Below are 26,764 nucleotides of genomic sequence, written 5' to 3'. Positions count from 1 at the left end.
AGGGATCGCCACCTTTTATTAAATATTCATGTGCAGCGCCGGTTCACTCTGCGGCGGCTCGGTCGAGATTTGCGGCAGCGGCAGCGGTCGTCCGATGTAGTAACCCTGAATGGCATCGCACGCCAGCTCCTGCAGCTGCGACATCTGCACCGGCGTTTCCACGCCTTCCGCAGTTACCGACAGGGAATAGGCTTTGCCGAGTCCAATCATGTTTTCCACCACCTGGCGCGCCTGGGGCGAATCGGCCAGCGGAAAAATAAAGGATTTATCGATTTTGATGCCATCGAACGGGAAGGCGCGCAGGTAGCACAGCGACGCATAGCCGGTGCCAAAATCATCAATCAGAAATCTCACCCCCAGCGCTTTCACCGCCTGCATCACCGCCAGGGTTTTGTCCGGATCGCTCAGCAGCGCGTTTTCCGTGACTTCAATTTCCAGCCGCTGGCTCGGCAGACCGCTGAGCTGCAGCACCCGGGTGATGCGTTCGGCTAAGGCGCTATCCTGCAACTCGCTGGCGGAAATATTCACTGAAACCGCCATTTCCGGCCGGTAACGGGCGATATCCTCACAGGCATTGAGCAGCACCCAGTCGCTCAGCGCGCTGATCAGGCCGGTCTCTTCGGCCAGCGGAATAAACTGATCGGGCATCAGTAAGCCCAGCCGCGGATGCTGCCAGCGTACCAGCGCCTCGACCGCGCTGATGCGCTGCGCGATCAGGTCATAGCGCGTCTGATACACCAGCCGCAGCTGGTTCTCCTGCAGCGCTGCGCGCAGCTCATGCTCCATTTCGCGCCGCTGCACAATTTTCTCTTCCATGTCACGGTCGAAAAATATCCACTGGTTGCGGCCGCTGTTTTTCGCTTTATACAGCGCGATGTCGGCGAAGCGCAGCAAATCGCTGGCGTTGTCGGCATCCTGCGGGGCCAGCGCGATGCCGAGACTGCCGCCGATGTGGATGTCGTTGTCGTACACCGGGAACGGCAGATTGAGCTGGGCGATGAGCTGCTGACACAGCGCGTCGACCTGTTCGCGGCTGCCCGCCTCCGGCAGAATCACCACAAACTCATCGCCGCCGAGCCGCGCCACCAGGCCGTTGCCGTTGAGCGTGCGCCGGATACGATCTGATACCGCATGCAGCACCTGATCGCCCGCCGCATGACCGTAGAGATCATTGACCGGTTTGAATTTATCCAGGTCGATCATAATCATCGCCAGCAGCGGCTGCGCCGGCAGCGGCAGGCTCAGCTGCCCCATGAGGAATTCGCGCATTTGCACGCGGTTGGCCAGTCCGGTCAGTTCATCGAAGTGCGACAGATAGTGCGCGCGCGCCTGCGCTTCAACTTCCAGCGTTACGTCGCTGGCGCTGCCGCGAAAGCCGCTGACGCCGTGCGCCAGGCTGACGCGCTTGAGGGTCAGATTGCAGTAGCGCGGCTGATGCTGAGCGGAGAGATAGCGGCAGCCGTTCAGCGTGAGCTGACCGCCCGACTCTGCCAGCTGTAAAAGCCGGGCGCGCTGGTGTTCATCGCACAGCAGGAAATCCAGTAGCGTGCGCTGCAGCCACTCCTCGCTGGTAAACCCGGTAACTACCGGGAAACGGCCGGAAACCCAGCTAAAGCGCAGCTGGTCGTCCATCTCCCAAATCCAGTCGGTGGTAATTTCGGCGATATCACGGAAGCGGCGCTCGCTGGCGCTGAGCGCCCGCTGGCTTTGCGCCAGTAGCAGCGTATTTTCATCATTGAGCTGCGCTTTACGCAGCGCGTTGCGCATCAGCATGATGGCGCCATACAGCGTGATTAGCATGGCGATCACCAGCAGCGGCAGCAGGGCGGTCAGCAATTTACCGCCGGGGTTGCTGCTGGCCCAGCGCAGCGTGGCGTCATGGCCGTCGGCGGCGAGGCGCAGACTTTCTGCCACTGGCGCACGGGGTGCAGCGAATTCCACCCGCAGTGCGTTGATGCCGTACTCGTGCCCCAGCTGCTGTAATTTTTGCGGCGTCAGGCGATCGGCAAAGATCATCAGCGATGGCGCACCGGGCACCTGCGGCACGCTGTTATCGCCACCGGTAGTGATCCAGGCCGCGCACAGCAGCACTAACTGCTGATTTACCACCACAAAGCGCGACAGCGCCTTACCGTCATTGTGCTGCAACTGCTGACGCAGCGCGGGCAATTGCTGGCGACCGAGCCAGCCGGTGAAATCGCGATGCTGCAGCTGACCGTCGATCACGCTGTAAACCGTGTCGCCGCGCGGCGCGATGACAAACACGCCCTCGTAGGCAAAGGTCTGAAACAGCGACTCACCCAGATTCTGCCGCGTCCACGCCCAGTCGGTATTCAGCGTGCGGTGCAGGTTTTGGTAGGCTTCGCCCCATTCTGCATTATCGGAGAGGTGAAACTGCATCACTTCCTGACGCGTCTGCAACGCCTTCTCCAGCAACAGGCGGTTTTGCCGCGCCTCCTGCTGGTTGAGATCGCTGGCGATAAAGCACAGCGTCACCAGCGCCACCATAAAGGAGAGAAAAATCAGCAGCACCATCAGCAGCATCGGCTGGCGCATCAGTCCGCGCATTCGACCATCGGTCGGGAAATCCATCAGTGAACGTTTCGCCATCATAGACTTATCACAAACCAGTAAAATGATATTTCATAAGTACGTTATGAGTATCGGCATGACTGCGCCGAACCTGGGCGAAAAAGTAAAAAAAGCGTGAGCGGAGCGGCAAAAACAGATCGCATATTCGGCCAGAAGCCCGACGATGCCGTGGTGTAATCAGATCTGCATAAGGTCTGTTAATAACAGGCCCTGCCGCTGCGTTTGCGCCGGTGCAATACGGCGAATGCCGGTAAACTTTTCCCGTTGCGCTAATAGCTTAGTGTTTATTTCATACTGATGACGATAAATATATTACAGCCATAATTTATCAGAGCGTGATTTAACGTTCAGGACTTAAAGGATTTCCCGGTTAAATGATGGTGCGTTATCCAGGACTATTCTTGTTGAGTGTAAATCTTTGTCAGTGCTAATTTGCTGAAACCCATCTGCTCCTCTTTCCAGAGACCACTTATGCAACCACGTATCACGCATCTTGATGGCATGCGCGGATTAGCGATCCTGCTGGTGATTGCTTATCACGCCTATGCCCGCTGGCCCGAACTGTTGCCGTATGCCGCCACTACCCAGCATATTCCGCTGCTGGCATTTGGCTGGGTCGGCGTGCAGTTGTTTTTTATGATCTCCGGCTTTGTCATATTTATGACGCTGGATAAATCATCCGGCTACCTCAGCTTTCTCAAAAAACGCTGGCTGCGCCTGTTTCCGGCAATGCTGATAGCCAGTCTGCTGCTGTACGTTGCCGGCGGCTTTTTTCCTGAGTGGTCGCTGATGACACCGGAAAGCCGCAACCTACTGCCCGGTCTGATATTTATTAATCCTGAGACGCTGACGCAGCTCACCGGCATTGAATTCCGCTCCATGGCCGGATCGTTCTGGTCTCTCTATGTTGAAGCGCTGTTTTATCTGATTATTGGCGCGGTTTATTTTACCTTCGGACGCAAATATTGTCTGCCGGCGCTGATTGTGCCGATGTTATTACTTTCCGCCTCATCGGTATTGAAATCACTCGGCCATCCATTATTAATCGATGTCATTTCAAAATTCGGTTTTATTCACTATGCCTGGTTTATGGTCGGCTGTCTGGTTTATGAACGTCTGCATGGGCGCGATAAACGTTATCACTACGCGCTGACCGCGCTGGCCTTGCTGATTAATTTCAGCTACTACGTTAAAAACAGCGGCGTGGTCGCCGTGATACCGCTGCTACTGGTAATGCTGTTTTTTATCGCCAGCTTTTATTCCAGACAGATTGAGCGATGGCTTTCCCTGCGCTTTTTCACCGCCATCGGATTTGTCAGTTACGCCCTGTATCTGATTCATGAAAATTTGATGATCGCGATATTGATTAAGCTTAATGGCTATATCAAAAGTGAGGCGGTGATGACGATGCTGCCGGTGGTGGTGGCCAGCGTACTGTATTACGTTGCCTGGCTGATCAGCAAATATGCCGAACCGGCGCTGCGTAATGCGCTGAAGTGGAAGCGGCAGCCCGCGCCGCAGGCGGGCAGCGGGCTGTAATCGCGCGGGAGCCTGCGCTCCCGCGTACGCTGTCACACATCCAGCCGGTGAATGACGTTCACAAACTCGTGTACGCCACTGTTGATTTCCCGCAGGCTGCGCGACAGCACGCTGATCTTCTCCTGTTCGGTCACCACGAATTGCCTGACCTCATCCAGCTGCTGATACATCTGCTGGATCAGGTCGGCATTTTGCTCCACGACCACGGATATCTGTTTGGTGGCGCTGGCGGTCGAGGCCGCCAGGCGGCGCACTTCACCTGCCACTACGCTGAAGCCACGTCCGGCCTCGCCAGCGCGTGCCGATTCAATCGCGGCATTCAGTGCCAGAATGTTGGTCTGTGAAGCAATCAGGTTGATGGTTTCCACCACGTCGCTGATGCTCCTGGCCGAGGCGGTGAGTTGCGCGCCAATTTCGGCGGCGGCATTCACCTGCTGCGCCACCAGTCCGGAGTTACGCACCGTTTCATCCAGCACTTCATTAGCGTTATCGGTAATTTGTGAGGTCTGCTCAGAGGTGGTTAGCGCGATATCCGCCACGCGCTTCGCCGCCTCGACGCGCGCGGTGATATCCGAGGCGATCTTAATCACTTTGTAGACCTTACCATCGCCGTCAAACACCGGGTTGTAGCTCGCCTCCAGCCAGATGCGCTCGCCGCTGGCAGTCTTACGTTCAAAACGACCGACAAAATGCTGACCGTTGCCGATTTTGCGCCAGAAGTCCGGATTCTCGCGGTAAAAATTGTCGAAGCAGAACAGGCGATGATGCTGGCCGGCGATGGCTGGCAGGGTATAGCCCATGTGGGTGAGGAAGTTGGCGTTGGCGGTAATGATGTGACCGTCCGGCGTGAATTCAATCACCGCCATCGAACGATCCAGCGCCGTTATCACCGCCTCTTTATGCTCCAGCTCCTGATGACGCGCGGTGATGTCGCTCGCGACCTTGATCACTTTGTACACTTTGCCGCGCTCATCGCTCACCGGAAAATAGGTCGCGCTGAGCCAGAAGCGCTGATGCTGCTTGTTGAAACGCTCAAAAATGCCGTTCACCGATTCGCCGGCGGCCAGCGTTTGCCAGAAGGCGTAATAGTCGGAAGACTGGCTGTAAGCAGGGCTGCAGAAAATCCGGTGATGCTGTCCCTGAATTTCATGCAGCTGATAGCCGGTGACCTGCAAAAATTGCGCATTAGCGCTGAGGATTTCACCGGCCGGTGAAAACTCAATCCACGCAACATGCTGCTTTATCGCTTCAATATCCTTAGCGATGTCGCCACTTTTGGCAAATGGCAGAGAAAGGCTCGATTTTTTCACCCCGAACATGAGAGACCTCAGGCGCTTGGTATGCTGTTGAACGAAATGCAGGCGCAGATGCGCGCGTGCTAACGCATTCGGCGCGTCCAGTGGACGGCACCGCATGATTTCCCCGGTTGTCCATTACAGCCTTGCCACAGGCACCGGCTGCTGTCTCGCTACGCACGGATGTGCGCAGGTGGGGTGTGTAATAGTGTGACCTGCCTGATGTTGTTACAGCGCAAGCTGAAAGCTGATTTTGCTATGCAACTTTGATTATCGACCGTGGCGTTAAAAATGTGAGAAAAAAGTGATCAACGCCGCGCGTGCGGGTAAGAAAAGTGCCCAGCGGACTTGTTAAAAGATGCATGTTAAATGTATGTTAATGCCCGAGACGTGACGCAATCAACGCCCGATGACGGGTTGGAGAAAAACCACCATGACGACCGCGCTGTGCCAGCTGTTAAAACTGCAGTATCCGCTGATTCAGGCACCGATGGCCGGTGTCGCCACGCCGCAGCTGGCCGCAGCGGTATCCAATGCCGGGGCGCTGGGATCGATTAGCGTTGGCGCGGTGACACCGCAGCAGGCGGCAGAAATGATTGCCCACACCCAGGCGCTGACGCGTGGCCCGATCAACGTCAACGTATTTTGTCACGCGCCGGCAAGGCGGGATGCCGCGCGCGAGGCGGCGTGAATCAGCCGGTTCAGCCCGCAGTTTGCGCAGTACCAGACGGCGCTGCCGCCGGCACTAACGGAGATCTATCAGAGCTTTTTGCACAATGAGGCGATGCTGACGGTGCTGGAGCAGGCGCGGCCGGCGGCGGTCAGTTTCCATTTCGGCATTCCCGATGCCACGGCCATCGCCCGGCTTAAACAACGTGACATTGTCACGCTGGCGACCGCCACCAGTCCGCAGGAAGCGCGGGCAGTTGCGCGCAGCGGTATCGATATCATTGTGGCGCAGGGCTATGAAGCCGGTGGCCATCGCGGCCATTTTGATCCGGGCGCGCCAGACCAGCAGCTTTCGACCGTTGCGCTGGTGCAGGCGATTCGTCAGCACACCGCGCTGCCGGTGGTGGCAGCGGGCGGCGTGATGGACGGTGCCGGCATCGCGACGATGATGAAACTGGGTGCCAGCGGCGTTCAGCTCGGTACGGCGTTTGTGCTGTGTCCCGAATCGGCGGCCAGTGCGGCCTATCGTCGCGCGCTGCTGGCGGCCGGCGAGCGTGGCACGGTAATGACGGCGTCGATCTCCGGGCGTCAGGCGCGCTGCGTGCGCAACGCATTTTGTGAATTGTGCCATGACGTAACGCCGGAGGAGATTCCCGACTATCCGCTGACCTATGCGCTGGGAAAAGCCCTGGCGGCAGCGGCGGCTGCGCACGGCGAGGACGGCTTTGGTGCCCAGTGGGCCGGTCAGGGCGTGGCGCGGGTGCGCGCGCTGCCGGCGGCACAGCTGGTGGAGACGCTGATTGCAGAGTGGCAGCAGGCATAAAGCAGGCTGCTGCCACATAGTGTGTAACGTTACAGGCCGAGCGCGCGCGTTACCGCTTCCGGCATTGACGGGCGCCCATTGGCGAGGCAGGTGGCGACAAACGTGGCCTCGGCATACACCACGCCGTCGACCTTGATTTGCTGCACGAAGTTCACGCGGTTGCGCTTCTCATTCTGCTCCAGCGCGCAGGTGACTTCCACCTTATCGCCTTTCACCAGGCTCTTGCGGAAGCGCAGCGTGTACTCCAGCACCATGTAAATCTTGCCCTGACTGAACTCTTCTTCAATGTCGATACCCAGCGCCTCGCGCATGTAAGCGTGGCGCGTCCACTCCATGTAAAACGGGTAGTACAGCCCGTCGACCACGCCCTGAAAATCGATATGGCTTTCATCTACGTCATAGTGCTTTACGAACATTTTTGCATCCTGATAAGCGCGTTATGCGGTGAGGCAATGGGTATACCGCAGAATGACGCCGCGGGAAAACGGCAAGATGTTGCAAAGTAATTCCACTGTCGCCTGACGGAATGAATGCTGGTATTTTCCCGTGCTGCAGCAGAAACTGACAGCTGCATCACATATCCATAATCAACTGGCTACCTTTTTGTGACAAATCACGCAGCCCGGACACATTTTTCTGCGCAGGGTCGCGCGGCCAAACATAATGGTTTTACTATGTACACACATGTTGTACAGAGTAAAACAACAACACTGGCCGATTTGCGTTAAGCCATGACTCTGTGAGGAACTCTATGTCTGACAAGATAACCCGCGCGGCCGCTGTGCCCGATATTGAGCAGCAGACCGTAAAACGCGTCATCTGGCGCATTCTGCCGTTCCTGATCGTCTGCTATCTGATCGCCATTATTGATCGCGGCAACATCGGCATGGCGTCCCTGCAAATGAATGAAGACCTCGGGCTGAGCAAAGCGGTGTTTGGCCTGGCCAGCAGCCTGTTTTTTGTTGGCTATTTTCTGTTTGAGGTGCCAAGCAACCTCGCGATGCAGAAGATTGGCGCCAAAATCTGGATTTCGCGCATCATGGTGACCTGGGGCATTGTCTCGGTGTGCACCGCGTTCGTCAGCAGTGCGGAAATGCTGTACGTGCTGCGCTTTCTGCTGGGCGCTGCCGAAGCCGGCTTCTTTCCCGGCGTGATCCTATATTTGACTTACTGGATTCCGGCGAAATATCGCGCGCGCGTGATTGCGACCTTTATGGTGGCGATCCCGGCAGCCAACTTTATTGGCTCGCCGATCTCGGGCGCAATCCTGACGATGGACGGCTGGTTCGGCCTGCGCGGCTGGCACTGGCTATTTATCATCGAAGGATTCCCGGCGATTGTGCTGGGGGTGCTGGCTTTCTTCCTGCTCAGCAACCGTCCGGAAAATGCCCACTGGCTGACCAGCGAACAGCGCAACTGGCTGAGCGGCAAACTGGCTGAAGAGAATGCCCAGCGTAAAGCAATTGGTCATATCACCCTGTGGCAGCTGCTGCGCCACAAGCATATCTGGGTGATGGCGCTGATTTACGCCGGCGCGTCGGCAGCGGGTTCGACGCTGAGCGTCTGGTCACCGCAGCTGCTGAAATCATTTGGTCTGGATAACTTCACCACCGGTTTGATGAATGCGATTCCGTACGGTCTGGCATCGATTCTGATGATTGTCTGGGGCCGCAGCTCTGACCGCAGCGGTGAGCGTCGCTGGCACACCGCGCTGACGCTGTTCCTGATTGCCGGTGGACTGCTGGCGGCGTTCCTGACCGATACGCTGGCGGGCAGCGTGGTGATTCTGTCACTGGTGCTGATTGGTGCCTACTCGATGAAAGGGCCATTCTGGGCGCTGGCCTCGGGCTGGATGTCCTCAACCACCGCTGCGGCCGGTCTGGCTGCTATCGGCGCGATGGCCAACCTGATTGGTGGTGGGCTGATGGTGAACGTTTACGGCATCATCAATGAGAAAACCGGCAGCCATGCGATGGCGATGATTCCTCTGGCGCTGCTGTGCGCGGCGGGCGGCATTGCGGTATTGCTGATGGGACGCAGCAAAAAGCTGCACGTTGAAGCGGAACAGCCGGTGGCCAGCACCGGGAAATAATCTCATGAGCCTGTGCCAGGGAGGGCACGCATCTGGCTCATCACGTCTGACGTTATCCTGCTTTCATCCTTTAAAACAGCCGTTTCCCGATGCGCCACAGGCACACCGGGAAACGCGGCGTTATTATCTCTGCTCAGCGCTGCGCTGGCGCCACGGATCTTTCACCATGGCGACCGCCAGTGCGCCAATCATCAGGACTGCCGCCACCGCCAGCAGCGCCCACATAAAGCCGCCGGTAGACTGACGCACATAGCCGATCAGCGACGGGCCGAAGAAGCCGCCGAGATTACCAATCGAGACAATCATAGCTAAGCCGCCTGCCGCGGCATTGCCGGTCAAAAAGCCGGAAGGCAGCGCCCAGAAGGAGGCCTGAAACGCCAGAATACCGCTGACGGTGCAGCACAGTGCCAGCATTTTGATCACCGGCGCATCGCTCAGCGCGCTGCACATCAGGGCTAAGGCGGCGATCACCAGCGCGCCGCTGATCCAGCGAATACGGTGCGCTGATGCATTAGCGCGGCGCGCCCACAACAGCATGCTCACGGCACCGCAGACATAGGGCAGCGCGGCAAGAAAGCCGGTTGCCGTATGGCTCACACCGAGCTGTTTGATGATTTGCGGCATCCACAGTCCCACGCCGATCGAACCCACAATGCCGCAAAAGTTAATAAACGCCAGCAGATACAGCAGCGGATTGCGCAGCGCGTCGCGCATCTGGGAACCGTGCGTTGCCGCGATTTGCTGCTGCTCATCGGCCAGCCGGCGGCTCAGCAACTGCTGTTCACGCGGTGCCAGCCAGCGCGCTTTCTCCGGCCGGTCGCTCAGCACAAATAGGCACATGACGCCGAGGATCACCGCCGGTAAGCCTTCAATCAACAGCAGCCACTGCCAGTTACGGATATGCTCATGGCCGGTGATCTGCATCAGCGCGCCGGAAATCGGTGAGCCGATGATATTGGCCACCGGAATGCCGACCAGGAACGCGGCGGTGATTTTGGCGCGCCAGCTGCCGGGAAACCAGTAGGTAAAGAACAGATAGATGCCGGGGGTAAAGCCGGCCTCTGCTACGCCGAGACAGAAGCGCGCAACGGCAAAGCTGACGGGGCCGCTGATGAACGCAGTCGCCATCGAAATCAATCCCCACGAAATCATGATGCGCGCGATCCAGATGCGCGCGCCCACTTTTTGCATGATCAGATTGCTGGGAATTTCAAACAGGAAATAGCCGATAAAAAACATGCCTGCGCCGAAGCCAAACTGTTCGGCGGTGATGCCGAGATCGGCGTTCATGCCCAGCGCGGCAAAGCTGACGTTGGTGCGGTCAAGGTAGCTGACCACATAGCAGATAAAGATAAACGGCAGAATGCGACGAAAGGCTTTGGCGGCCGCCTGCTCACTGTCCTGGAAATCCTGTTCGCTGAGCGTTTCATGGCGGGGTGGCACCGCAGCCGGCTGAGCCGGCGCAGGGCTGGATGTTGAGTGCAGGGTCATAGTAATCTCCGGTGCGTTCGGATGACGCAGAGTTGTAGTCAGAGAAACGAGGTATCGATGGCCGGCAACGCGCGGCCTGGCGTGTTCTGGGTGCAGGTCAGGATGCTGCCGCTGACCGATTCGGTGATAAACAGCTGGTTAAGGTCGGCCCCGCCGAAGCACAGGTTTGTGGTGGAGCGACCCAGCGGACTGAGCAGAATCTCTTCCGGTTCAGCCAGATCGTTAAGACGCCAGACGCGCCCCAGGCCGGGATTGGCGATCAGCAGTTCGCCGCGCTGATTGATGGTCAGCCCGTCCGGCCCGCTGGGTCCGTGCGAGGTAAAGAACAGTCCAACTTTGCTCACCGAACCATCCGCCAGCAGCGGCACGCGCCACACGCAGTTGCCGCGCGTCATCGCCACGTAGAGGATTTTCTCATCCGGCGAAAGCACCAGGCCGTTCGGGCTCGGGCAGTTATCCAGCAGCAGATCCAGCCGGCCATCCGGACTGAGCCGATAGACGCGTCCGCTGGCATCGTGCAGCCCGGTCTGGCCCTGATCGGTAAAATAGAGATTGCCGCGACTGTCAGGCGTTAAATCGTTGACGCCGCGAAAGCTTTCGCTATTACGCCGCGTCAGCCACGGCGTGATAGTGGCGCTGCTGATTGACAGCTTCATCAGGCCGTTACGGTAATCGGTGATGATCAGCGTGTCCGGATCGGTCAGCTTCATGCCGTTGGGCTCACCGTCATACTGCACCACCAGCTCCCAGTTGCCGCTCATATCGACGCGAAAGATGCGGCCATAGGGAATGTCGGTGACATACAGACAGCCGGAGGGATGCCACACCGGGCCTTCGAGAAAGGAGTCGGTAAGCTGGCCGCCGCGATTGGCGGCAGCCCAGACATTGCCGGCGTCCGGCCGGCGAAACGCTTCAGGCAGGCGCGAAAACAGCGTTAACTCGCGCACCTCCGGTACGGTGAGCACGGTCATGATACCGCCTCCTGCTCCTGCAGAACCTGCAACGCGTTGCGCGCGGCACCGGTGCCCATGCGCACGTAAGCATTGTCGCTCACGCCACCAATGTGCGGCGTAATAATCACATTGTTGAGCGACTGCCACAGATGCGGTGCAGTCAGCGGCTCGCTGGTGAAGCTGTCCAGTCCGGCGGCACGCAGCGTGCCGTTTTGCAGCGCGGTCGCCACCGCCTGATCGTCAATCAGTCCGCCGCGCGCGGTGTTGACCAGAATCGCGCCAGGCTTAAAACGGGCGAGGGCGGCCGCGTTGATCATCTGGTGATTGCTGTCCGTCAGCGGACAGTGCAGCGACACCACATCGGCACGGCTGTACAGTTCATCCAGTGATTCAACCGCTTCACAGCCAGCCGGCAAGGTTTGCGCATAAGGATCGTAGGCCAGCACCTGCATACCGAAGGCCTGGCCGATGCGCGCTACGCGGCTGCCGATGGCACCCAGACCGACCAGGCCGAGCGTGCGTCCTTCCAGCTCCAGCGATTTATGCTGCGCTTTATCCCAGTGCCCGTCGCGCATCCGGCGGTCCAGCTGCGGCACCGATTTAGCACAGGCGAGAATCAGCGCCCACGCATGCTCCGACACGGCAGCGGCATTGGCGCCCACTGCCGCGCGGACCGCAATCTGGCGTTCCGCCGCTGCCTGCTGATCGATAACGTCAATACCGCTGCCGTGCTTGGAGATCACGCGCAGCGCCGGCGCGGCGTCCATGATGCGCCCGTTGATTTTGCCGTAGCGCACAATGATCGCCTGAGGATTATGGCGCTCACACAGCGCGATCAAATCGGCTTCCTGCGGCTGGCGTCCGGCATAAATCAGCTGATAGTCCTGCAGCAGCTCGATGGCTTCAGCAGCCAGGTCGCTGCCGGTGATGAGGATAGTTTTTACGTTGCTCATTACAGCGATTCTCCTTCTGCTAACATACCGGCCGCGCGCAGGGCATCTTCCAGCCAGCCCGGACGTAAATCGCCCTGCTTAATACCCGCGATGCGGCGCGTTTCGGCGTCCAGCTTCTTCGCCGCCAGGGCAATGATGCGTTCCACATCCTGTTTAGCGATCACCACCACGCCATCGGCATCGCCGACCACCAGGTCGCCCGGCTCAATCGGCGCACCGGCCACCGACACCGGATGGTTAACGCGTCCGGGAATACTTTTGGTGGGGCCGCTCGGGTTGAGGCCGGCAGCAAACACCGGATAGCTGCCCTGCGCGAGGGCGTCAGCATCACGCACCGCGCCATCAATGATGATGCCGGCGATGCCGGACGCTTCGGCCTGGGTTGCCATGATTTCACCCAGCAGCGCGCAACTGATGTCGCCTTTGCCGTCCACCACCAGCACATCACCCGGCTGGGCGATAGCCAGCGCTGCGTGAATCGCCAGGTTATCGCCCGGACGCACTTCCACCGTGATGGCCGGCCCGGCGACTTTCATCTGCGGCGACAGCGGCTTAACGCGGCCATGCAGGGTGCCGCGACGACCGGCGACATCGGCCAGAATCGCCGCCTGGAATGCGGCGGCCTGGCTGACGGACAGGGCACTGACGCGCTCGATGTTGCGGTTGATCAGGTTATTTGCAGAGACAGACATAATTCACCTCGTGGTTTGTTTTACCTGGTACAACAATGTTGTACAATATAAAACAACTATATCGACGATCTGACGCCGCATGCCAGTGTTACGAAGGTGTTTGTGATGTAAACACGATGTGACTCACAGTTTTCAGGTACACTCAGGACGGCACAAATCAGGAGGAAAAAATGGGAAATGAAGGCGTTAATGCGGTGGAGAAGGCGTTGTCGCTGCTGGATTGTTTTAAGCCGGGCGAAGAGAGCCTGTCGCTGACTGCGCTGTCGCAGCTTTCCGGCTATCACAAAACCACTGTCTATCGTCTGATGAACTCGCTGGAAAGGATGGGCTATGTGGTGCGCAGTGACAGCGGGGTCTACACGCTCGGCCCGCGTCTGTTATACCTCGGCAAGCTTTATGAGCAATCATTCCATCTGGCCAGCGTGGTGCAGCCGGAATTGCAGGCACTGGCAACGGCGACCAACGAGAGCGCCAGCTGGTACGTACTGGATAACGGCCAGCGTCTGTGCCTGTTTCGTGCTGAATCGTCTGATGGCCTGCGTCATACGCGCCTGCCGGGGACAATTTTTCCGCTCGATAACTCAGCCATCAGTAAGGTGCTGCGTTTCTGGGGCATGAATGAAAATCTTTTCGATGCGCTGCCGTCGCTGCCGATATTCAGTTCGGGCGCGCGCGATCCGCACATCGCGGCCTTTGCCGTACCGGTATTCGCCGAAAATGACCGGCTGACCGCTGCGCTGGCGCTGACCGGCCCGGTTTCGCGTCTGACGCTGAATCGCAAAGATGAGGAGTTAGGCGTGTTGATGCGCGAAGCGGCTGCACGCCTGTCAGCCAAACTGGGCGCGCGCAAAGCATTTTGTGATGCGGTTTATGCGGCCAAATAAGGCTGCGTATTAATCACTCACCGGCGGGCCAGCAGGCCTGCCGCACTCCTTCGGATTTTTTAAAGCAACACCTCAGTTAATGCTGTTTTCCCTGCTGCGCTAAGCCCGGTATACCTTGCGGAAACCAATTAAACGCTGGCAGGCACCATGAGCACCCATACCCGCATCCGCAAATTCAACACCAAAGATACCTATCCTAATCAGTCGCTGGACAACGACCTGTGTCAGGCCGTGCGCGCCGGCAACACCGTTTACGTGCGTGGCCAGATTGGCACCGACTTCGAAGGCAACCTGGTGGGGCTGGGCGATCCGGCAGCGCAGGCCGAGCAGGCGATGAAAAACGTGAAGCAACTGCTCGAAGAAGCGGGCAGCGACCTGTCGCACATCGTGAAAACCACCACCTACATCATCGACCCGCGCTATCGCGAGCCGGTGTATCAGGTGGTGGGCAAGTGGCTGAAAGGCGTGTTTCCCATCTCCACCGGTCTGGTGATCTCGGGACTGGGCCAGCCGCAGTGGCTGATGGAGATCGACGTGATTGCGGTGATCCCCGACGACTGGCAGCCGCAATAAGGAGCGCCGCATCATGACGTTATCGATTGTTGGACGCTGCGCGCAAACCGGCCAGTTGGGCATTGCGGTCAGCTCGTCGAGTATTGCGGTCGGCGCACGCTGTCCGTGGCTGCGTGCCGGCGTCGGCGCGGTCTCCACGCAAAACATCACGCTGCCGGCGCTGGGGTCGCGCATCCTTGATCGTCTGAGTCAGGGCGAGACGGCGCAGCAGGCGCTGCAGAGCGGCCTTGCCAGCGATGACTTTTTTGATTATCGCCAGCTTACGGTGCTGGCGGCCGACGGCAGCAGTGCCTGCTTCAGCGGAACGCACACGCTGGGGATGAATCACGCGCTGTGCGGCAGCGACTGCGTGGCAGCCGGTAATTTGCTGGCGAATCCCGAGGTGATTGCGGCGATGGTCAGCGCGTTTACGCAGCAGCCGGGCGAACTGGCCGCACGGTTAATCGCGGCCATGCAGGCCGGGATGGCCGCCGGAGGCGAAGCCGGGCCGGTTCACTCGTCGGCGCTGGCAGTGGTGGGCGAACCGTCGTGGCCGCTGGTTGATCTGCGCGTTGACTGGACGGAGGGCGATCCCATCGCGGAACTTCATCAGCTGTGGCTGGCCTATCAGCCGCAGATGCAGGATTACCTGACGCGCGCGCTCAATCCCACGCTGGCACCCCGTTACGGCGTGCCAGGCGATGAATAAGCGTGAGGAGACGCGATGTTGACCAGCCGTAACCTGCTCGAACACCTGGTGGCTTTCGATACCACCAGCCGCGAATCCAATCTTGCGCTGATCGATTTCTGCTGGCGTTACCTCAGCGGGCTGGGCGTGACCTGTGAACTGATGCACAACGCAGAACGCAGCAAGGCCAATCTCTATGCGCGGCTCGGGCCAGCCGGCAGCGGCGGGGTGATGCTATCGGGCCACAGCGATGTGGTGCCGGTTGATGGCCAGACGTGGACGGTGCCGCCGTTTGCGCTCACCGAACGTGACGGCAAGCTGTACGGACGCGGCACGGCAGACATGAAAGGTTTCCTCGCCTGTATGCTGGCTGCCGTGCCGCATTTTCTCACCCAGCCGCTGCGTCAGCCGCTGCACCTGGCCATCTCCTATGACGAAGAGGTGGGCTGCCTCGGCGTGCGCTCGCTGGTGGATTCGCTGGCGCAGCGCAGCGATCGACCGGCGATCTGCCTGATTGGCGAGCCGACAGAACTGCGTCCGGTGCTGGGCCACAAAGGCAAACTGGCGATGCGCTGCGAAGTGCAGGGCGCGGCCTGCCACTCGGCGTACGCGCCGCAGGGCGTCAATGCGATTGAATACGCCGCGAAGCTGATCCAGCGCTTAACCGTCATCGGTGAACGTCTGGCGGCGCCGGAACGACAGGATGCGCGCTTCGATCCGCCATTTACCACCGTGCAAACCGGGGTGATCCACGGCGGACGCGCGCTGAATATCGTGCCTGACGCCTGCAGTTTTGATTTCGAAGTGCGCACGCTGCCGCAGGAGGATGCGCAGCAGGTGGCAGAGGAGCTGGTGGCATATGCGCAGCAGACGCTGGAGCCGCAGATGCGCGCGGTACAGCCCGCCAGCGCTATCCGCTTCTCGCCGCTCAGCGCCTATCCAGGACTGGATACCGCCGCGCACAGTGCTGCGGCACAGCTGATTGCCCGGCTGAGCGGCAGCGACAGCTTCGGCACCGTGGCGTTTGGCACTGAAGGCGGACTGTTTGCCGCCGCCGGCATCCCCTGCGTGGTGTGCGGTCCCGGCAGTATGGAGCAGGGCCATAAGCCCGACGAATTTATCACCCTCGCACAGCTGGGCGCCTGTGACAGCCTGTTACGCCGGCTGGCGACCTGGATGTGCGAATGAACCCGCGACGAGCCACCCCGTCCGAATCCGGAGATTGTATGGTCAGTGCAGAAGTAACCCCGTTTCCGCAGCCGCTGTCATCGGCGCCGCATAAGGCCAACGTGGCGGTGCAGCTGGATGGCGTCCTGAAGCGCTTTGGTGATGCCATCGCGCTGCATAAAATTTCTCTCACCATCCACGAAGGTGAGTTCATTACGCTGCTCGGCCCGTCCGGCTGCGGTAAAACCACGCTGCTGAACCTGATGGCCGGCTTTGCCGAAGCCGACGGCGGTGAGATTTTTATCGATGGCGAACTGGTAACGGAAATCCCGCCCTATCAGCGTGAGATCGGCATCGTGTTCCAGAACTACGCGCTGTTTCCGCACATGACGGTGGAGAAAAACGTTGGCTACGGCCTGCGCATGCGCGGCGTGCCGAAAGCGGAAATCGCCGAGCGGGTTGAGCAGGCGCTGGCGCTGGTGAAGCTGGCGGGTTATGGCCAGCGCAAGCCGCGTGAACTGTCCGGCGGGCAGCAGCAGCGCGTGGCGCTGGCACGCGCGCTGGTGATTCGCCCCAAAGTGTTGCTGCTGGATGAGCCGTTCTCCGCACTGGACAAAAATTTGCGTTTATCCATGCAGGTCGAGCTGAAAGCGATTCAGCGCAAACTCGGCGTGACCACGGTCTTTGTTACCCACGATCAGGGCGAAGCGCTGAGCATGAGCGACCGCGTGGTAGTGATGTCGGCCGGTCACGTGCGCCAGATTGGGCCGCCGGATGAGATCTATCGCCGCCCGCAGGATCCGTTTGTCGCCAGCTTCGTCGGTGACGTGAATATTCTGCCGGGCCGCTACGCCGGCCGCGACACCAGCGCGCTGCTGGAGCTGGGCGGCAACACGCTGCGCCTGCCGGCCAAACGGGTGCAGGCCAGCGTCGGCGACCGGCTCGATGTGTATGTGCGTCCGGAAAATGTGCAGCTGGCGCCGCTTGGTCCGCAGGCACTGCTCAGCGCCACGGTGCTGACGCACGTGTTTCAGGGCGATCACGTTGACGTGCACCTTGATATCCCGGCGCTCGGCAGTGCCTCACTGTTTGCCCGTCAGTCCGGACTGGAGGCGCTGACGCGCTGGCCGGTCGGCAGCGTGGTGGGGCTGACGTTTGATGACGAGGGCGTTTGCGCCTTCGCCAGCGACGCACAGGGTTAACGCATGGCAACGGAAACCATGACGGCGATCATCGCCGCACAGCCGGGTGGTGCAGAGGTGCTGACTGCGGTGCAGCGCCCGGTGCCGCAGCCGGGACCGGGCGAAGTGCTGCTGCGCGTCGTCAGCGCAGGGGTTAACCGGCCCGATATTCTGCAGCGCAACGGCATGCCACCGCCGCCAGGCTGCAGCGATATTCTCGGGCTGGAAGCAGCGGGCGTCATCGTTGCGCTCGGCGCAGGCGTCAGCGAACTGCAGCCGGGCATGGCGGTGATGGCGCTGCTGAGCGGCGGCGGTTATGCACAATACTGCGTGGCGCGCGCCGACCTGTGCCTGCCGGTGCCCGACACGCTGCCGCTCAGCCACGCGGCGGGGTTTCCCGAAGCCGCGTTTACCGTCTGGCACAACCTGTTTGAGCTGGGGCGTCTGATGCCGGGCGACAGCGTGCTGATTCACGGCGCGGCCAGCGGCGTGGGCACGCTGGCGATCCAGTGCGCCCAGGCTTGCGGCGCGCGGGTGATTGCCACCGCCGGCGGTGCGGAAAAAATTGCCGCGCTGCAGCAGCTGGGCGTGTGGCGCGCCATCGATCGCCATAGCGAAGATTTTGTGGCGGTGATTCAGACGCTGACCCGGGAACGCGGCGTGGATGTGGTGCTGGATAACGTCGGCGGCGACTACATTGCGCGCAACCTCAGCGTGCTGGCAGCGGGCGGGCGGCACGTCAGCCTCGCCTTTATGCAGCGGGCCACGGTGGAGATCGATTTACAGCTGATCATGCGCAAAGGCTTAAGCCTGACCTCTTCCACGCTGCGACCGAAAAGCGCGGCGGAAAAAGCGCGTCTGGCGCAGTGCGTGCGCGCCCATCTGCTGCCTTTACTGGCCGCCGGGCGCATCATGCCGCAGGTGCATCAGCGATTACCGCTGACGGCCGCCGCGCAGGCGCACCGCATCCTCGAAGCCAATGCCAATATCGGCAAAGTGCTGCTGCTGCCAGATGCGGAGGTCACGTCATGATGGAGCTCTATTACGCCTCTACCTCGCCTTACGTGCGAAAAGTGATGGTGTGCGCCCAGCTGCTGGGTCTGGCGCCGGAGATCACCCTGCTGGCGTCGGCGGCGCACCCCATTGAGCGCGATGCGCGCATTGCCGCGTTTAATCCGCTGGCTAAAGTGCCGGCGCTGCGCACCGAACAGGGGCTATGTTTGTACGACAGCCGGGTGATCTGCGAATACCTTAACCAGCGCGCCGCGGGCCAGCTGCTGCCGGCAGACGGCGAGGCACGCTGGCTGTGCCTCACGCGCCAGGCGCTGGGTGATGGGCTGCTGGACGCCGCGCTGCTGGCGCGCTATGAAACCAGCGCCCGCCCGCTGGAAAAGCAGTGGTCAGCGTGGCGCGATGCGCAGCTGACCAAAGTGGCGGCTGCGCTGGCGGCCATTGAGCAGCAGGCGGAGGCGTTCAGCCGCACGCCCGACGATCTCGGGCTGATCGCCATCGGCTGCGGATTGGGCTACCTCGACTTCCGTTTTGCTGAACTCAACTGGCGCGCCACGCATCCGCAGAGCGCCGCCTGGTTTGCCCTTTTTGACGCGCATCCGGCGATGGCCGCGACGCGCCCGCACCTGTAACGGAGCCGCCATGTCTCAGATTTTCTTTCTCAATGGGCCGAATGCCAATCTGTACGGCATGGATCGCCACGGTACTTACGGCAGCGACAGTTTCGCCAGCATCGGTGAGCGCTGTCAGCGGCGCGCCGACGCGCACGGCCTTAGGCTGCAGTTTCGTCAGAGCAACCATGAAGGGGTGCTGGTGGACTGGATTCAGGAAGCGCGCCAGCAGGCAAACGGGCTGATCATCAATGCCGCCGGGTTGTCGTATCGCTCGGTGCCGATTCTGGATGCGCTGCTGATGTTTGATGGCCCGATCATCGAAGCGCACATGAGCAATATCTGGCAGCGCGAGCCGTTTCGTCATCAGTCGCTGGTGTCGAAAGCCGCCACCGGCGTGATCGCCGGGCTGGGCGCGCTGGGTTATGAACTGGCTATCGATGCGCTGGCGACGCTGCTACAGGAGCCCAGCGCATGACGACTCTGGTGTTTTACAGCGAGTTCGACAGCTTTGAGGCGTGGTCGGCGCTGCTGGCACCGCAGTTACCGGATGTCACTATCTGCCGTGCCGATCAGGTTGCGGATGCCGATAGCGTGCAGTTTGCGCTGGCGTGGAAGCCGCCGCGCGGTTTTTTTGCCCCGTATCGCCAGCTGAAATTGCTGGTGAATCTGGGCGCGGGCGTCGACTCGCTGGTAGGGCGCGACGACCTGCCTGACATCCCGATCGTCCGGCTATCGGACCCGGATATGGCGCGCATGATGGCCGGTTACGTGCTGTTTGCCGTGTTGCGTTACGCGCGTGATATACCGGCATTTGAGCGTGCACAGCGTGAACATCGCTGGCACTATCTGCATCCGCGCGAGCCGGCGTCGATTCGCGTGGGCGTGTTGGGGCTGGGCGAACTGGGTGCGTATGCGGCGCGCGAACTGGCGCGTCAGGGCTTCGACGTGCGCGGCTGGTCGCGGTCGCGCAAAGCGCTGGACGGCATTCACTGCGTCAGCGGTATGCAGGCGCTGGATGCGTTTCTGGCCAGCAGCGACATTCTGGTGGTGATGCTGCCGCTCACGCCGGAAACCCACGGATTGCTGGATGCGCAGCGCCTGGCGCGGTTGCCGCCGGGCTGCGCGCTGATCAACGTGTCGCGCGGCGCGATTGTCGATCAGCCCGCGCTGACCGCGGCGCTGCAGAGCGGACAGATCGCCCACGCGACATTAGACGTGTTCGATCGTGAGCCGCTGCCGCCCGACGATGCGCTGTGGAGCATGGAAAATGTGCTGATCACCCCGCATCTGGCGTCGGTAGCGATCCCGGCCAGCGCCGCACGTCAGGTGGCTGATAACATCCAGCGGGTGATGCGCGGCGAACCGGTGCTCAACCAGGTGTTCCCCGCGCGGGGTTACTGAGCGCGTCAGGCGACGCGCACCACCTGCGGGTCGAAGTAGCTTGGTGCGGCCATGCCGGGAATGTATTGATCGGAGATGAACATGCGGCAGCGTTCGGCGAAGGCGTTGACCACCATCGACTGCTGCACGTGGGCCACCGTGGCGTATCCCAGCAACATTGGCCGGTTCACACCGGCAAGGCGCACGCGGATCACCCGTTTGCCATCCTGCGACAGATTGGCTTTGGGCCGCACATTGGCGATGCCAAATCCCACGCCGTTGGCCACCATCGCGCGTACCACTTCCATATTGCCGGAGCGCATTACAATGTTGGGCGTAACGCCTGCTTCGCTAAACAGGCTGAGAAAATATTCGCGGCTCCACGGCATATCCAGCAGCACCATCGGCACCGTAGCGAGATCCTGAATGGTCACCGCAGACTGACTGGCAAACGGGTGATGTTCGCCGACCATCACATACGGCGGCAACTGCGCCAGCGACTGAAACGCGATGTCGCTGGCCGGCACCAGATCGTAGGTCAGCGCGATATCGATATCGGCGGCGCGCAGCTGTTTCAGCAGCTGTTCATGATTGCCCTCCACCAGCGTGATGCGCACACCGGGGAAGGCGCGGCCAAAGCCAAACACCAGCTCCGGCGTCAGCATCGGGGCCAGCGTGTCGAGACAGCCGACGCGCAGCGGGCCGCGCACGTTGTTCAGCGACTCTGAGGCGATGGTATACAGATTCGACATCTGTTCCAGGATCAGCTTCGCCTCTTTTAATACCTGATGGCCAATGGCGGTGAGCGACACGCCCTGCGCGTGGTGGCGCACAAACAGCTGCACCCCCAGCTCGGATTCGATGTGGGTAATGGCGGCAGAGATCGACGGTGACGACACGTGAATACGTTCGGATGCGCCAATAATGCTGCCGGCTTCGCCGGACGCGACGAAGTATTCCAGCTGGCGCTGGGTGATGCGACTGAGCATGCAGATTCTCCTGGTGTCGCCAGCGCGATCTTGTCGCGCCGGCTTTTCTATTTACCCCTGTTTCCATGCATTTATCATGCCGGACAGCGAATAGCAGCATAATCCCCTGCCTGACCCTTCACGCCCATTCGCTTCTGCCTCACTAAGGCTTAAGAAAATCCGTTGCAAAGCAGCGACTTTTTTAGCGTCAGAAATTCCGATGCAACGGCGAGGAAAAGGCTGTTTTACCGCAGCAGCGGCCAGCGGCAGAATCGCTGTGACACCTGCTTTTCACTTTCGCACTGTTTTGGCGCAGCGCGCCGTGGCGAATCAACGGTGGTTCAGAGCAGCGATAACAGCCTTTTCATTCACTGGGGACAAAAATATGTTGCGTAAGATGTGTGCCTTAACGTTGTTAACCACGGGAATTCTGAGCGCAGGGAATGCCATGGCCGCCGACAAGCTGATTGTCAGCACCTGGGGCGGCAGCTTTAAAGATCTGATCGATCAAACCATCGCCAAAGAGTTCACCAAAGAGACCGGCGTCGAAGTGCAGTTCGTCACCGGCGGCACCATCGATCGCCTCAACAAAGCCAAACTGGCGGGCGGTTCGCCGGAAACTGACGTGACCTTTACCACCGCGCACGTCGGCTATCTGTATGCCAACAGCGGCCTGTTCGAGAAGCTCGACATGAGCAAAATTCCTAACGCGGTCAATCTGGTGCAGCAGGCGAAAGTCAGCCCGTATCATCTTGGCGTGTGGGGCTACGTCTACACCATTGGCTACCGTCCGGATTTGGTGCCGAAAGGGGAAACCTTTACCAGCTGGAACGACCTGTGGAAGCCGGAGCTGAAAGGCACGCTGGCGCTGCCCGACTGGGATCCGAGCCACATCATCGCCGTGGCCGCCAAACTCTCCGGCAGCGATGCCGCGCACTGGCAGCAGGGCCAGGCGAAGCTGAAAGCGCTGATTCCTAACATCAAATCGTTCTACACCGATGATGCCAACAGCCAGCAGCTGATCTCTACCGGAGAAACGCCGGTGCAGGTGATGCTGTCAATGAACGCCTACAGCATGATTGCGGAAGGGGTCAACATCAAGCTGGCGATACCGAAAGAGGGCGCGATCCTCGGCGTGGATACCGTCGGCATCAATAAAGGCAGCAAACATGCCGATCTGGCGTACAAGTTCATCAACATCGCACTGAAACCGGAAATTCAGCAGCAGGTGGCGAAGATCTATCGCGGTAGCCCGACGGTGACCAACGCGCATATCGATCCGGAGCTGGCGAAGCTGCCAGGCATGCTGACCACGCCGGCGCAGTGGAATGCCACCATCAATACCGATCCCCAACTGCGTGCGGAGAAAACTGCCGAGTGGCGTCAGTGGTTCTCTGAAAACATCATGTCTCACTGATTGTCCTGGTGCTGCGGCGGGGCGGGTGCCTCGCCGTAGCCGGTACCACCTATGCAGGCAGTAACGTCCATGACGAAAAAACCGACATTTTTACCCTGGTTCATTCTTCCCGCCACGCTGACCGCGATGGGGCTGGTCGTCGCGATGTTTGCGGTGATGCAGTTCAGCGTGCGTGCGTACATCCCCGGCTCGCTGGATGTCGGCGGCTTTACGCTGGCCAATTTCAGTGGCCTGTTCAAACGCATCTACGGCGACGCGTTTCTCAATACTGTGCTGCTCAGCGCCAAAACGGCTTTATTTGGTTTGCTGATGAGTTACCCACTGGCCTATGCGCTGGTGCGCACCCGCACTGCGTGGATCAAATCCACCATTCTGATCATCGCGATTACTCCGCTGTTTCTGGGGGAAGTGGTGCGCACCTATTCGTGGATTATCGTGCTGGGTAACAGCGGCTTTCTTAATAGCCTGCTGCTGGCGCTGGGCATCATCAGCCAGCCGATCCAGTTTATGTTTACCCAGACCGGCGTGGTGGTCGCGCTGGTGCATGTCACCATGCCGATCATGGTGCTGATGCTGGCGACGGCGCTGTCACACATCAATCCGGACTACGAAAAAGCCGCCACCAGCCTTGGTGCCGGGCCGGTACGCGCGCTGCTAACGGTGACCATTCCGCTGTCGATTCCCGGCATCATCGCCAGCCTGACCACCGCGTTTGCCTGGACCTTTAGCGCTTTCGCGACGCCACAACTGATTGGCGGCGGACGCGTCAGTACCGTGGCTACGCTGGTGTATCAGCTGGGCTTCTCCTCGATGAACTTCCCGTTTGCCGCAGCGCTGAGCATTGCTGGCCTGCTGCTGACCATTCTGCTGCTGCTGGCGCTGAAGCGCATGACGCGCTTCCTGCACGCCATGGGAGGGCACTGATATGACCCGTTCTCACAACGACAAACTGATTGCGCTGCTGGGCAAACTGCTGGTGATCGCCATTCTGACGTTTGTCATGTTGCCCACCGTCGTGGTGTTTATCTCGTCGTTCAGCAGCACCTCCGTACTGTTCTTCCCGCCGAAAGGCTGGTCGCTGCGCTGGTTTGAGCGGGCGCTGAGCTACGACGATTTTCGTCACGGCTTCTGGTCCGGACTGATTGTCACAGCATGGGCGTCAACGCTGGCGGTGATCATCGGTGCCACGCTGGCGATTGCCATTGAGCGCTATCGCTTTCCCTGCAAACAGGTGCTGGAGAGCATTCTGCTGTCGCCGCTGTTTATTCCGCATTTCACCATTGGCCTCGGCCTGCTGATGCTGGTGTCGCAGCTCAATCTGGGACGCGGCTACGCGCTGGTGATTTTCTGCCATGTGGTGTTGGTGCTGCCGTTCGTGCTGCGCAGCGTCTATGTATCGCTGAAAAATCTCGAGCAGCGGATAGAACTGGCGGCGGCCAGCCTCGGCGCATCGCCGCTGCGCGTGGTATGGACCATTACCGTGCCGCTGATTCTGCCGGGCCTGTTTGGTGGCTGGCTGTTCGCGGCAATTCTCTCTTTCAATGAATTTACCGCCTCGCTGTTTATTACCACCCAGGCGACGCAGACGCTGCCGGTGGCGATGTACAACTACGTGCGTGAATTTGCCGACCCGACGCTGGCGGCGCTGTCGGTTATTTATATTGTGGTGACCGCCGCGATGTTAATTATCGCCAATAAGTTTTTCGGGCTGGGAAAAATATTAAACGTTGAGGCCGGGCATTAATTTCGCTGTGCCATTAAGCCGCCGTTAAACATGACAACCTGGTGTTAATCGCCAGCGGCGCAATATTTGCGCCGCGCTGGTGGCATGCCAACTATTCGGGGATGACCTATGTCAGTAGAAAAAATCAATACCGTGATCGTCGGAGCGGGCCAGGCGGGTATCGCCATGAGCGAACATCTGGCGCAGATGCAGATCCCGCACGTGGTGCTGGAGCGCAGCCGCATTGCCGAGCGCTGGCGCTCCGAACGCTGGGACTCGCTGGTGGCCAACGGCCCGGCGTGGCACGACCGCTTTCCTTCGCTGAAGTTTGATAACATTTCGCCGGAGGCGTTTCCGCCGAAAGAGCGCATGGCGCAGTATTTCGAGGATTACGCAAAGATGCTCAACGCGCCGGTGCGCACCGGGGTTGAAGTACAGCAGGTGACGCGGCTGCCCGGACGCAGTGGCTTCCGGGTGGTAACGTCGGTGGGAGAATTCGACGCGGACAATGTGGTGGCTGCTACCGGGCCGTTTCAGAAGCCCGCGTTCCCGGCCATCGTGCCTGAAGGCGCGGTGCCGCAGCAGATCCACTCATCGGCGTACAAAAATCCACAGCAGCTGGCGCCCGGTGCGGTGCTGGTGGTCGGTGCGGGTGCGTCCGGCACCCAGATTGCCGAGGAGTTGCGTCAGGCCGGCCGCGAGGTGTTTCTGTCGGTCGGCGAGCACTACCGCCCGCCACGCGCCTATCGCGACCGTGATTACTGCTGGTGGCTTGGCGCGCTGGGGCTGTGGGACGAGGTCAAAATCAAGCCGAAGAAACAGCACGTGGCCTTTGCCGTCAGCGGCTATGAAGGCGGTAAAACCGTGGATTTCCGCCGGCTGGCCCATATGGGCATTACGCTGGTCGGCATCACCGAGCGCTGGGATAACGGCGTGCTGCGCTTTGCGCCGGGGCTGGCAGAGAATATCGCCGAAGGTGACAGAGCCTATTTCGAGGTGCTGCGCGATGCGGATGCGTACATTGAGCGCAACGGGCTGGATTTACCGGCCGAGCCGCAGGCGTGGGAGCTGTTGCCGGATCCGGACTGCCTGTTAAATCCGCTGATGCAGCTGGACGTGCAGGCGGTGGGCATCAGCACCATTATCTGGGCTACAGGGTTTAAATTTGATTTCAGCTGGCTGCAGGTGGATGCGTTTGATGAACAGGGCCTGCCATTCCACAAGCGCGGTATTTCTGCCGAGCGCGGTATTTATTTCCTTGGCCTGCCCAATCTGGTCAACCGGGCGTCGTCGTTTATTTACGGCGTGTGGCACGATGCGAAATATATTGCCGACCACATCGCGCTGCAAAATGCCTATTCGGATTACGTAAAGTCGTAATTATTTTCCAGGTGCGCATGAATGCGCACCCTACGGAAGATTCAAAAAGCCCGCACGTACTGTTGTCTTGCAACCTTTGAATTAGCACGATAAATCGTGCCGTTACACCAGGTGCGGTTGGAAGGTGCAGTAATCACAGCGCGCACAAACCGTAGCGGCGCAATTCATTGCGCATTGGGCAGCAGCGCAGCGGACAACCAGCACGATAAATCGTGCCGCTGCACAAGGTGCGGCTGGAAGGTGCAGTAATCACAGCGCGCACAAACCGTAGCGGCGCAATTCATTGCGCATTGAGCAGCAGCGCGGCGAACAAATAGCATGATAAATCGTGCCGCTACATCAGGTGCGGTTGGAAGACGCAGTAATTACAACGCGCACAAACCGTAGCGGCGCAATTTATTGCGCATCGGGCAGCAGCGCAGCGGACAACTAGCACGATAAATCGTGCCGCTACACCAGGTGCGGTTGCAAGATGCAGTAATCACAACGCGCACAAACCGTAGCGGCGCAATTTATTGCGCAACAGGCAGCAGTGCGATGGACAACCAGCACGATAAATCGTGCCGCTACACCAGGTGCGGTTGCAAGGTGTAGAAAACACAGCGCGCACAAACCGTAGCGGCGCAATTTATTGCGCAACCTGACATAGCAATCACCAGATTCCAGATAAAAAAATGCCGATGGGCGATTGCTCGCGCAC

The 26,764-nt window shown here is 59.8% G+C and carries 23 protein-coding genes and 1 pseudogene; 16 read left to right on the top strand and 8 right to left on the bottom strand.

Annotation, left to right across the window (positions count from 1 at the left end; all coding sequences use genetic code 11):
- Window positions 1-18: 18 nt before the first annotated feature.
- Window positions 19-2,613: a bifunctional diguanylate cyclase/phosphodiesterase gene (locus tag C1N84_RS19700; RefSeq protein ID WP_394541898.1), complete on the bottom strand. Its 2,595-nt coding sequence runs from the start codon at window positions 2,611-2,613 to the stop codon at window positions 19-21.
- A 450-nt stretch (window positions 2,614-3,063) separates the two neighbouring features.
- Here C1N84_RS19700 and C1N84_RS19695 point away from each other — a divergent pair, with 450 nt between their 5' ends.
- Entirely contained in the window at window positions 3,064-4,131 is a 1,068-nt protein-coding gene (locus C1N84_RS19695; protein WP_394541897.1) for an acyltransferase family protein, read from the top strand.
- A gap of 32 nt (window positions 4,132-4,163) precedes the next feature.
- Here C1N84_RS19695 and C1N84_RS19690 read toward each other — a convergent pair whose 3' ends face one another.
- Window positions 4,164-5,450: a methyl-accepting chemotaxis protein gene (locus C1N84_RS19690; RefSeq protein WP_021509510.1), complete on the bottom strand. Its 1,287-nt coding sequence runs from the start codon at window positions 5,448-5,450 to the stop codon at window positions 4,164-4,166.
- A 409-nt stretch (window positions 5,451-5,859) separates the two neighbouring features.
- Here C1N84_RS19690 and C1N84_RS19685 point away from each other — a divergent pair.
- A pseudogene (locus C1N84_RS19685) lies at window positions 5,860-6,918 on the top strand (NAD(P)H-dependent flavin oxidoreductase).
- A gap of 29 nt (window positions 6,919-6,947) precedes the next feature.
- On the opposite strand, the gene C1N84_RS19680 reads toward C1N84_RS19685, so the two are convergent.
- Window positions 6,948-7,334 (bottom strand): acyl-CoA thioesterase, encoded by a 387-nt coding sequence (locus tag C1N84_RS19680; RefSeq protein WP_021509508.1) that lies wholly within the window; start codon window positions 7,332-7,334, stop codon window positions 6,948-6,950.
- A 335-nt stretch (window positions 7,335-7,669) separates the two neighbouring features.
- Between C1N84_RS19680 and C1N84_RS19675 the strand changes: the two genes are divergently transcribed.
- On the top strand, window positions 7,670-9,010 hold the full coding sequence (locus C1N84_RS19675) for an MFS transporter (protein WP_021509507.1): 1,341 nt from the start codon (window positions 7,670-7,672) through the stop codon (window positions 9,008-9,010).
- A gap of 123 nt (window positions 9,011-9,133) precedes the next feature.
- Here C1N84_RS19675 and C1N84_RS19670 read toward each other — a convergent pair whose 3' ends face one another.
- Genes C1N84_RS19670 through C1N84_RS19655 form a run of 4 tightly spaced genes read right to left on the bottom strand, consistent with a single transcriptional unit; the run spans window position 9,134 to window position 13,099 of the window.
- Window positions 9,134-10,501, bottom strand: a complete 1,368-nt coding sequence (locus tag C1N84_RS19670; RefSeq protein WP_058775064.1) for an MFS transporter — start codon at window positions 10,499-10,501, stop codon at window positions 9,134-9,136.
- A 38-nt stretch (window positions 10,502-10,539) separates the two neighbouring features.
- Complete coding sequence (locus C1N84_RS19665; protein WP_021509505.1) at window positions 10,540-11,472, bottom strand: SMP-30/gluconolactonase/LRE family protein; 933 nt, start codon at window positions 11,470-11,472, stop codon at window positions 10,540-10,542.
- Window positions 11,469-12,407 carry a hydroxyacid dehydrogenase gene (locus C1N84_RS19660; protein ID WP_141496042.1) on the bottom strand — a complete coding sequence of 313 codons (939 nt, stop codon included), beginning with the start codon at window positions 12,405-12,407 and terminating at the stop codon, window positions 11,469-11,471. The genes C1N84_RS19665 and C1N84_RS19660 overlap by 4 nt, the downstream gene beginning before the upstream one ends.
- Window positions 12,407-13,099 carry an RraA family protein gene (locus C1N84_RS19655; protein ID WP_394541896.1) on the bottom strand — a complete coding sequence of 231 codons (693 nt, stop codon included), beginning with the start codon at window positions 13,097-13,099 and terminating at the stop codon, window positions 12,407-12,409. Before C1N84_RS19655 ends, C1N84_RS19660 begins: the two co-directional genes overlap by 1 nt.
- A gap of 170 nt (window positions 13,100-13,269) precedes the next feature.
- On the opposite strand from C1N84_RS19655, the gene C1N84_RS19650 reads away from it, so the two are divergent.
- From C1N84_RS19650 to C1N84_RS19610, 9 genes are all read left to right on the top strand, one after another.
- Entirely contained in the window at window positions 13,270-13,983 is a 714-nt protein-coding gene (locus C1N84_RS19650) for an IclR family transcriptional regulator (RefSeq protein WP_021509502.1), read from the top strand.
- A gap of 147 nt (window positions 13,984-14,130) precedes the next feature.
- Window positions 14,131-14,556 (top strand): RidA family protein, encoded by a 426-nt coding sequence (locus tag C1N84_RS19645; RefSeq protein WP_021509501.1) that lies wholly within the window; start codon window positions 14,131-14,133, stop codon window positions 14,554-14,556.
- Between the two features lie 13 nt (window positions 14,557-14,569).
- Window positions 14,570-15,244: a DUF1028 domain-containing protein gene (locus tag C1N84_RS19640; RefSeq protein ID WP_394541895.1), complete on the top strand. Its 675-nt coding sequence runs from the start codon at window positions 14,570-14,572 to the stop codon at window positions 15,242-15,244.
- A 15-nt stretch (window positions 15,245-15,259) separates the two neighbouring features.
- Window positions 15,260-16,411 (top strand): acetylornithine deacetylase, encoded by a 1,152-nt coding sequence (gene argE, locus C1N84_RS19635; RefSeq protein WP_394541894.1) that lies wholly within the window; start codon window positions 15,260-15,262, stop codon window positions 16,409-16,411.
- Window positions 16,412-16,449: 38 nt separating this feature from the next.
- On the top strand, window positions 16,450-17,592 hold the full coding sequence (locus tag C1N84_RS19630) for an ABC transporter ATP-binding protein (protein ID WP_241798480.1): 1,143 nt from the start codon (window positions 16,450-16,452) through the stop codon (window positions 17,590-17,592).
- Window positions 17,593-17,595: 3 nt separating this feature from the next.
- Window positions 17,596-18,603 carry an NAD(P)H-quinone oxidoreductase gene (locus C1N84_RS19625; protein ID WP_394541893.1) on the top strand — a complete coding sequence of 336 codons (1,008 nt, stop codon included), beginning with the start codon at window positions 17,596-17,598 and terminating at the stop codon, window positions 18,601-18,603.
- A complete protein-coding gene (locus C1N84_RS19620) occupies window positions 18,600-19,214 on the top strand; it encodes a glutathione S-transferase (protein ID WP_058775058.1) in 615 nt (204 codons plus the stop codon). Before C1N84_RS19625 ends, C1N84_RS19620 begins: the two co-directional genes overlap by 4 nt.
- A gap of 10 nt (window positions 19,215-19,224) precedes the next feature.
- Window positions 19,225-19,671, top strand: coding sequence for a type II 3-dehydroquinate dehydratase (locus C1N84_RS19615; protein WP_088517647.1), 447 nt, complete (start codon window positions 19,225-19,227; stop codon window positions 19,669-19,671).
- Window positions 19,668-20,597 (top strand): 2-hydroxyacid dehydrogenase, encoded by a 930-nt coding sequence (locus C1N84_RS19610; RefSeq protein ID WP_394541892.1) that lies wholly within the window; start codon window positions 19,668-19,670, stop codon window positions 20,595-20,597. Before C1N84_RS19615 ends, C1N84_RS19610 begins: the two co-directional genes overlap by 4 nt.
- Window positions 20,598-20,602: 5 nt before the next feature.
- Here the strand turns inward: C1N84_RS19610 and C1N84_RS19605 are convergent, their stop codons facing one another.
- Complete coding sequence (locus tag C1N84_RS19605; RefSeq protein ID WP_021509493.1) at window positions 20,603-21,565, bottom strand: LysR family transcriptional regulator; 963 nt, start codon at window positions 21,563-21,565, stop codon at window positions 20,603-20,605.
- Window positions 21,566-21,929: 364 nt separating this feature from the next.
- On the opposite strand from C1N84_RS19605, the gene C1N84_RS19600 reads away from it, so the two are divergent.
- The 4 genes from C1N84_RS19600 (at window position 21,930) to C1N84_RS19585 (ending at window position 26,064) form a co-directional block, all read left to right on the top strand.
- On the top strand, window positions 21,930-22,961 hold the full coding sequence (locus tag C1N84_RS19600; protein WP_058758799.1) for a polyamine ABC transporter substrate-binding protein: 1,032 nt from the start codon (window positions 21,930-21,932) through the stop codon (window positions 22,959-22,961).
- Window positions 22,962-23,030: 69 nt separating this feature from the next.
- Window positions 23,031-23,885 (top strand): ABC transporter permease, encoded by an 855-nt coding sequence (locus C1N84_RS19595; protein ID WP_021509491.1) that lies wholly within the window; start codon window positions 23,031-23,033, stop codon window positions 23,883-23,885.
- Window position 23,886: 1 nt separating this feature from the next.
- On the top strand, window positions 23,887-24,705 hold the full coding sequence (locus C1N84_RS19590) for an ABC transporter permease (RefSeq protein WP_058781434.1): 819 nt from the start codon (window positions 23,887-23,889) through the stop codon (window positions 24,703-24,705).
- A 108-nt stretch (window positions 24,706-24,813) separates the two neighbouring features.
- Window positions 24,814-26,064 (top strand): flavin-containing monooxygenase, encoded by a 1,251-nt coding sequence (locus tag C1N84_RS19585; RefSeq protein WP_264251977.1) that lies wholly within the window; start codon window positions 24,814-24,816, stop codon window positions 26,062-26,064.
- Window positions 26,065-26,764: the final 700 nt, after the last annotated feature.

This window comes from Pantoea sp. SGAir0418, from assembly GCF_043529865.1.
This window is presented reverse-complemented; position numbering and strand designations above follow the sequence as displayed.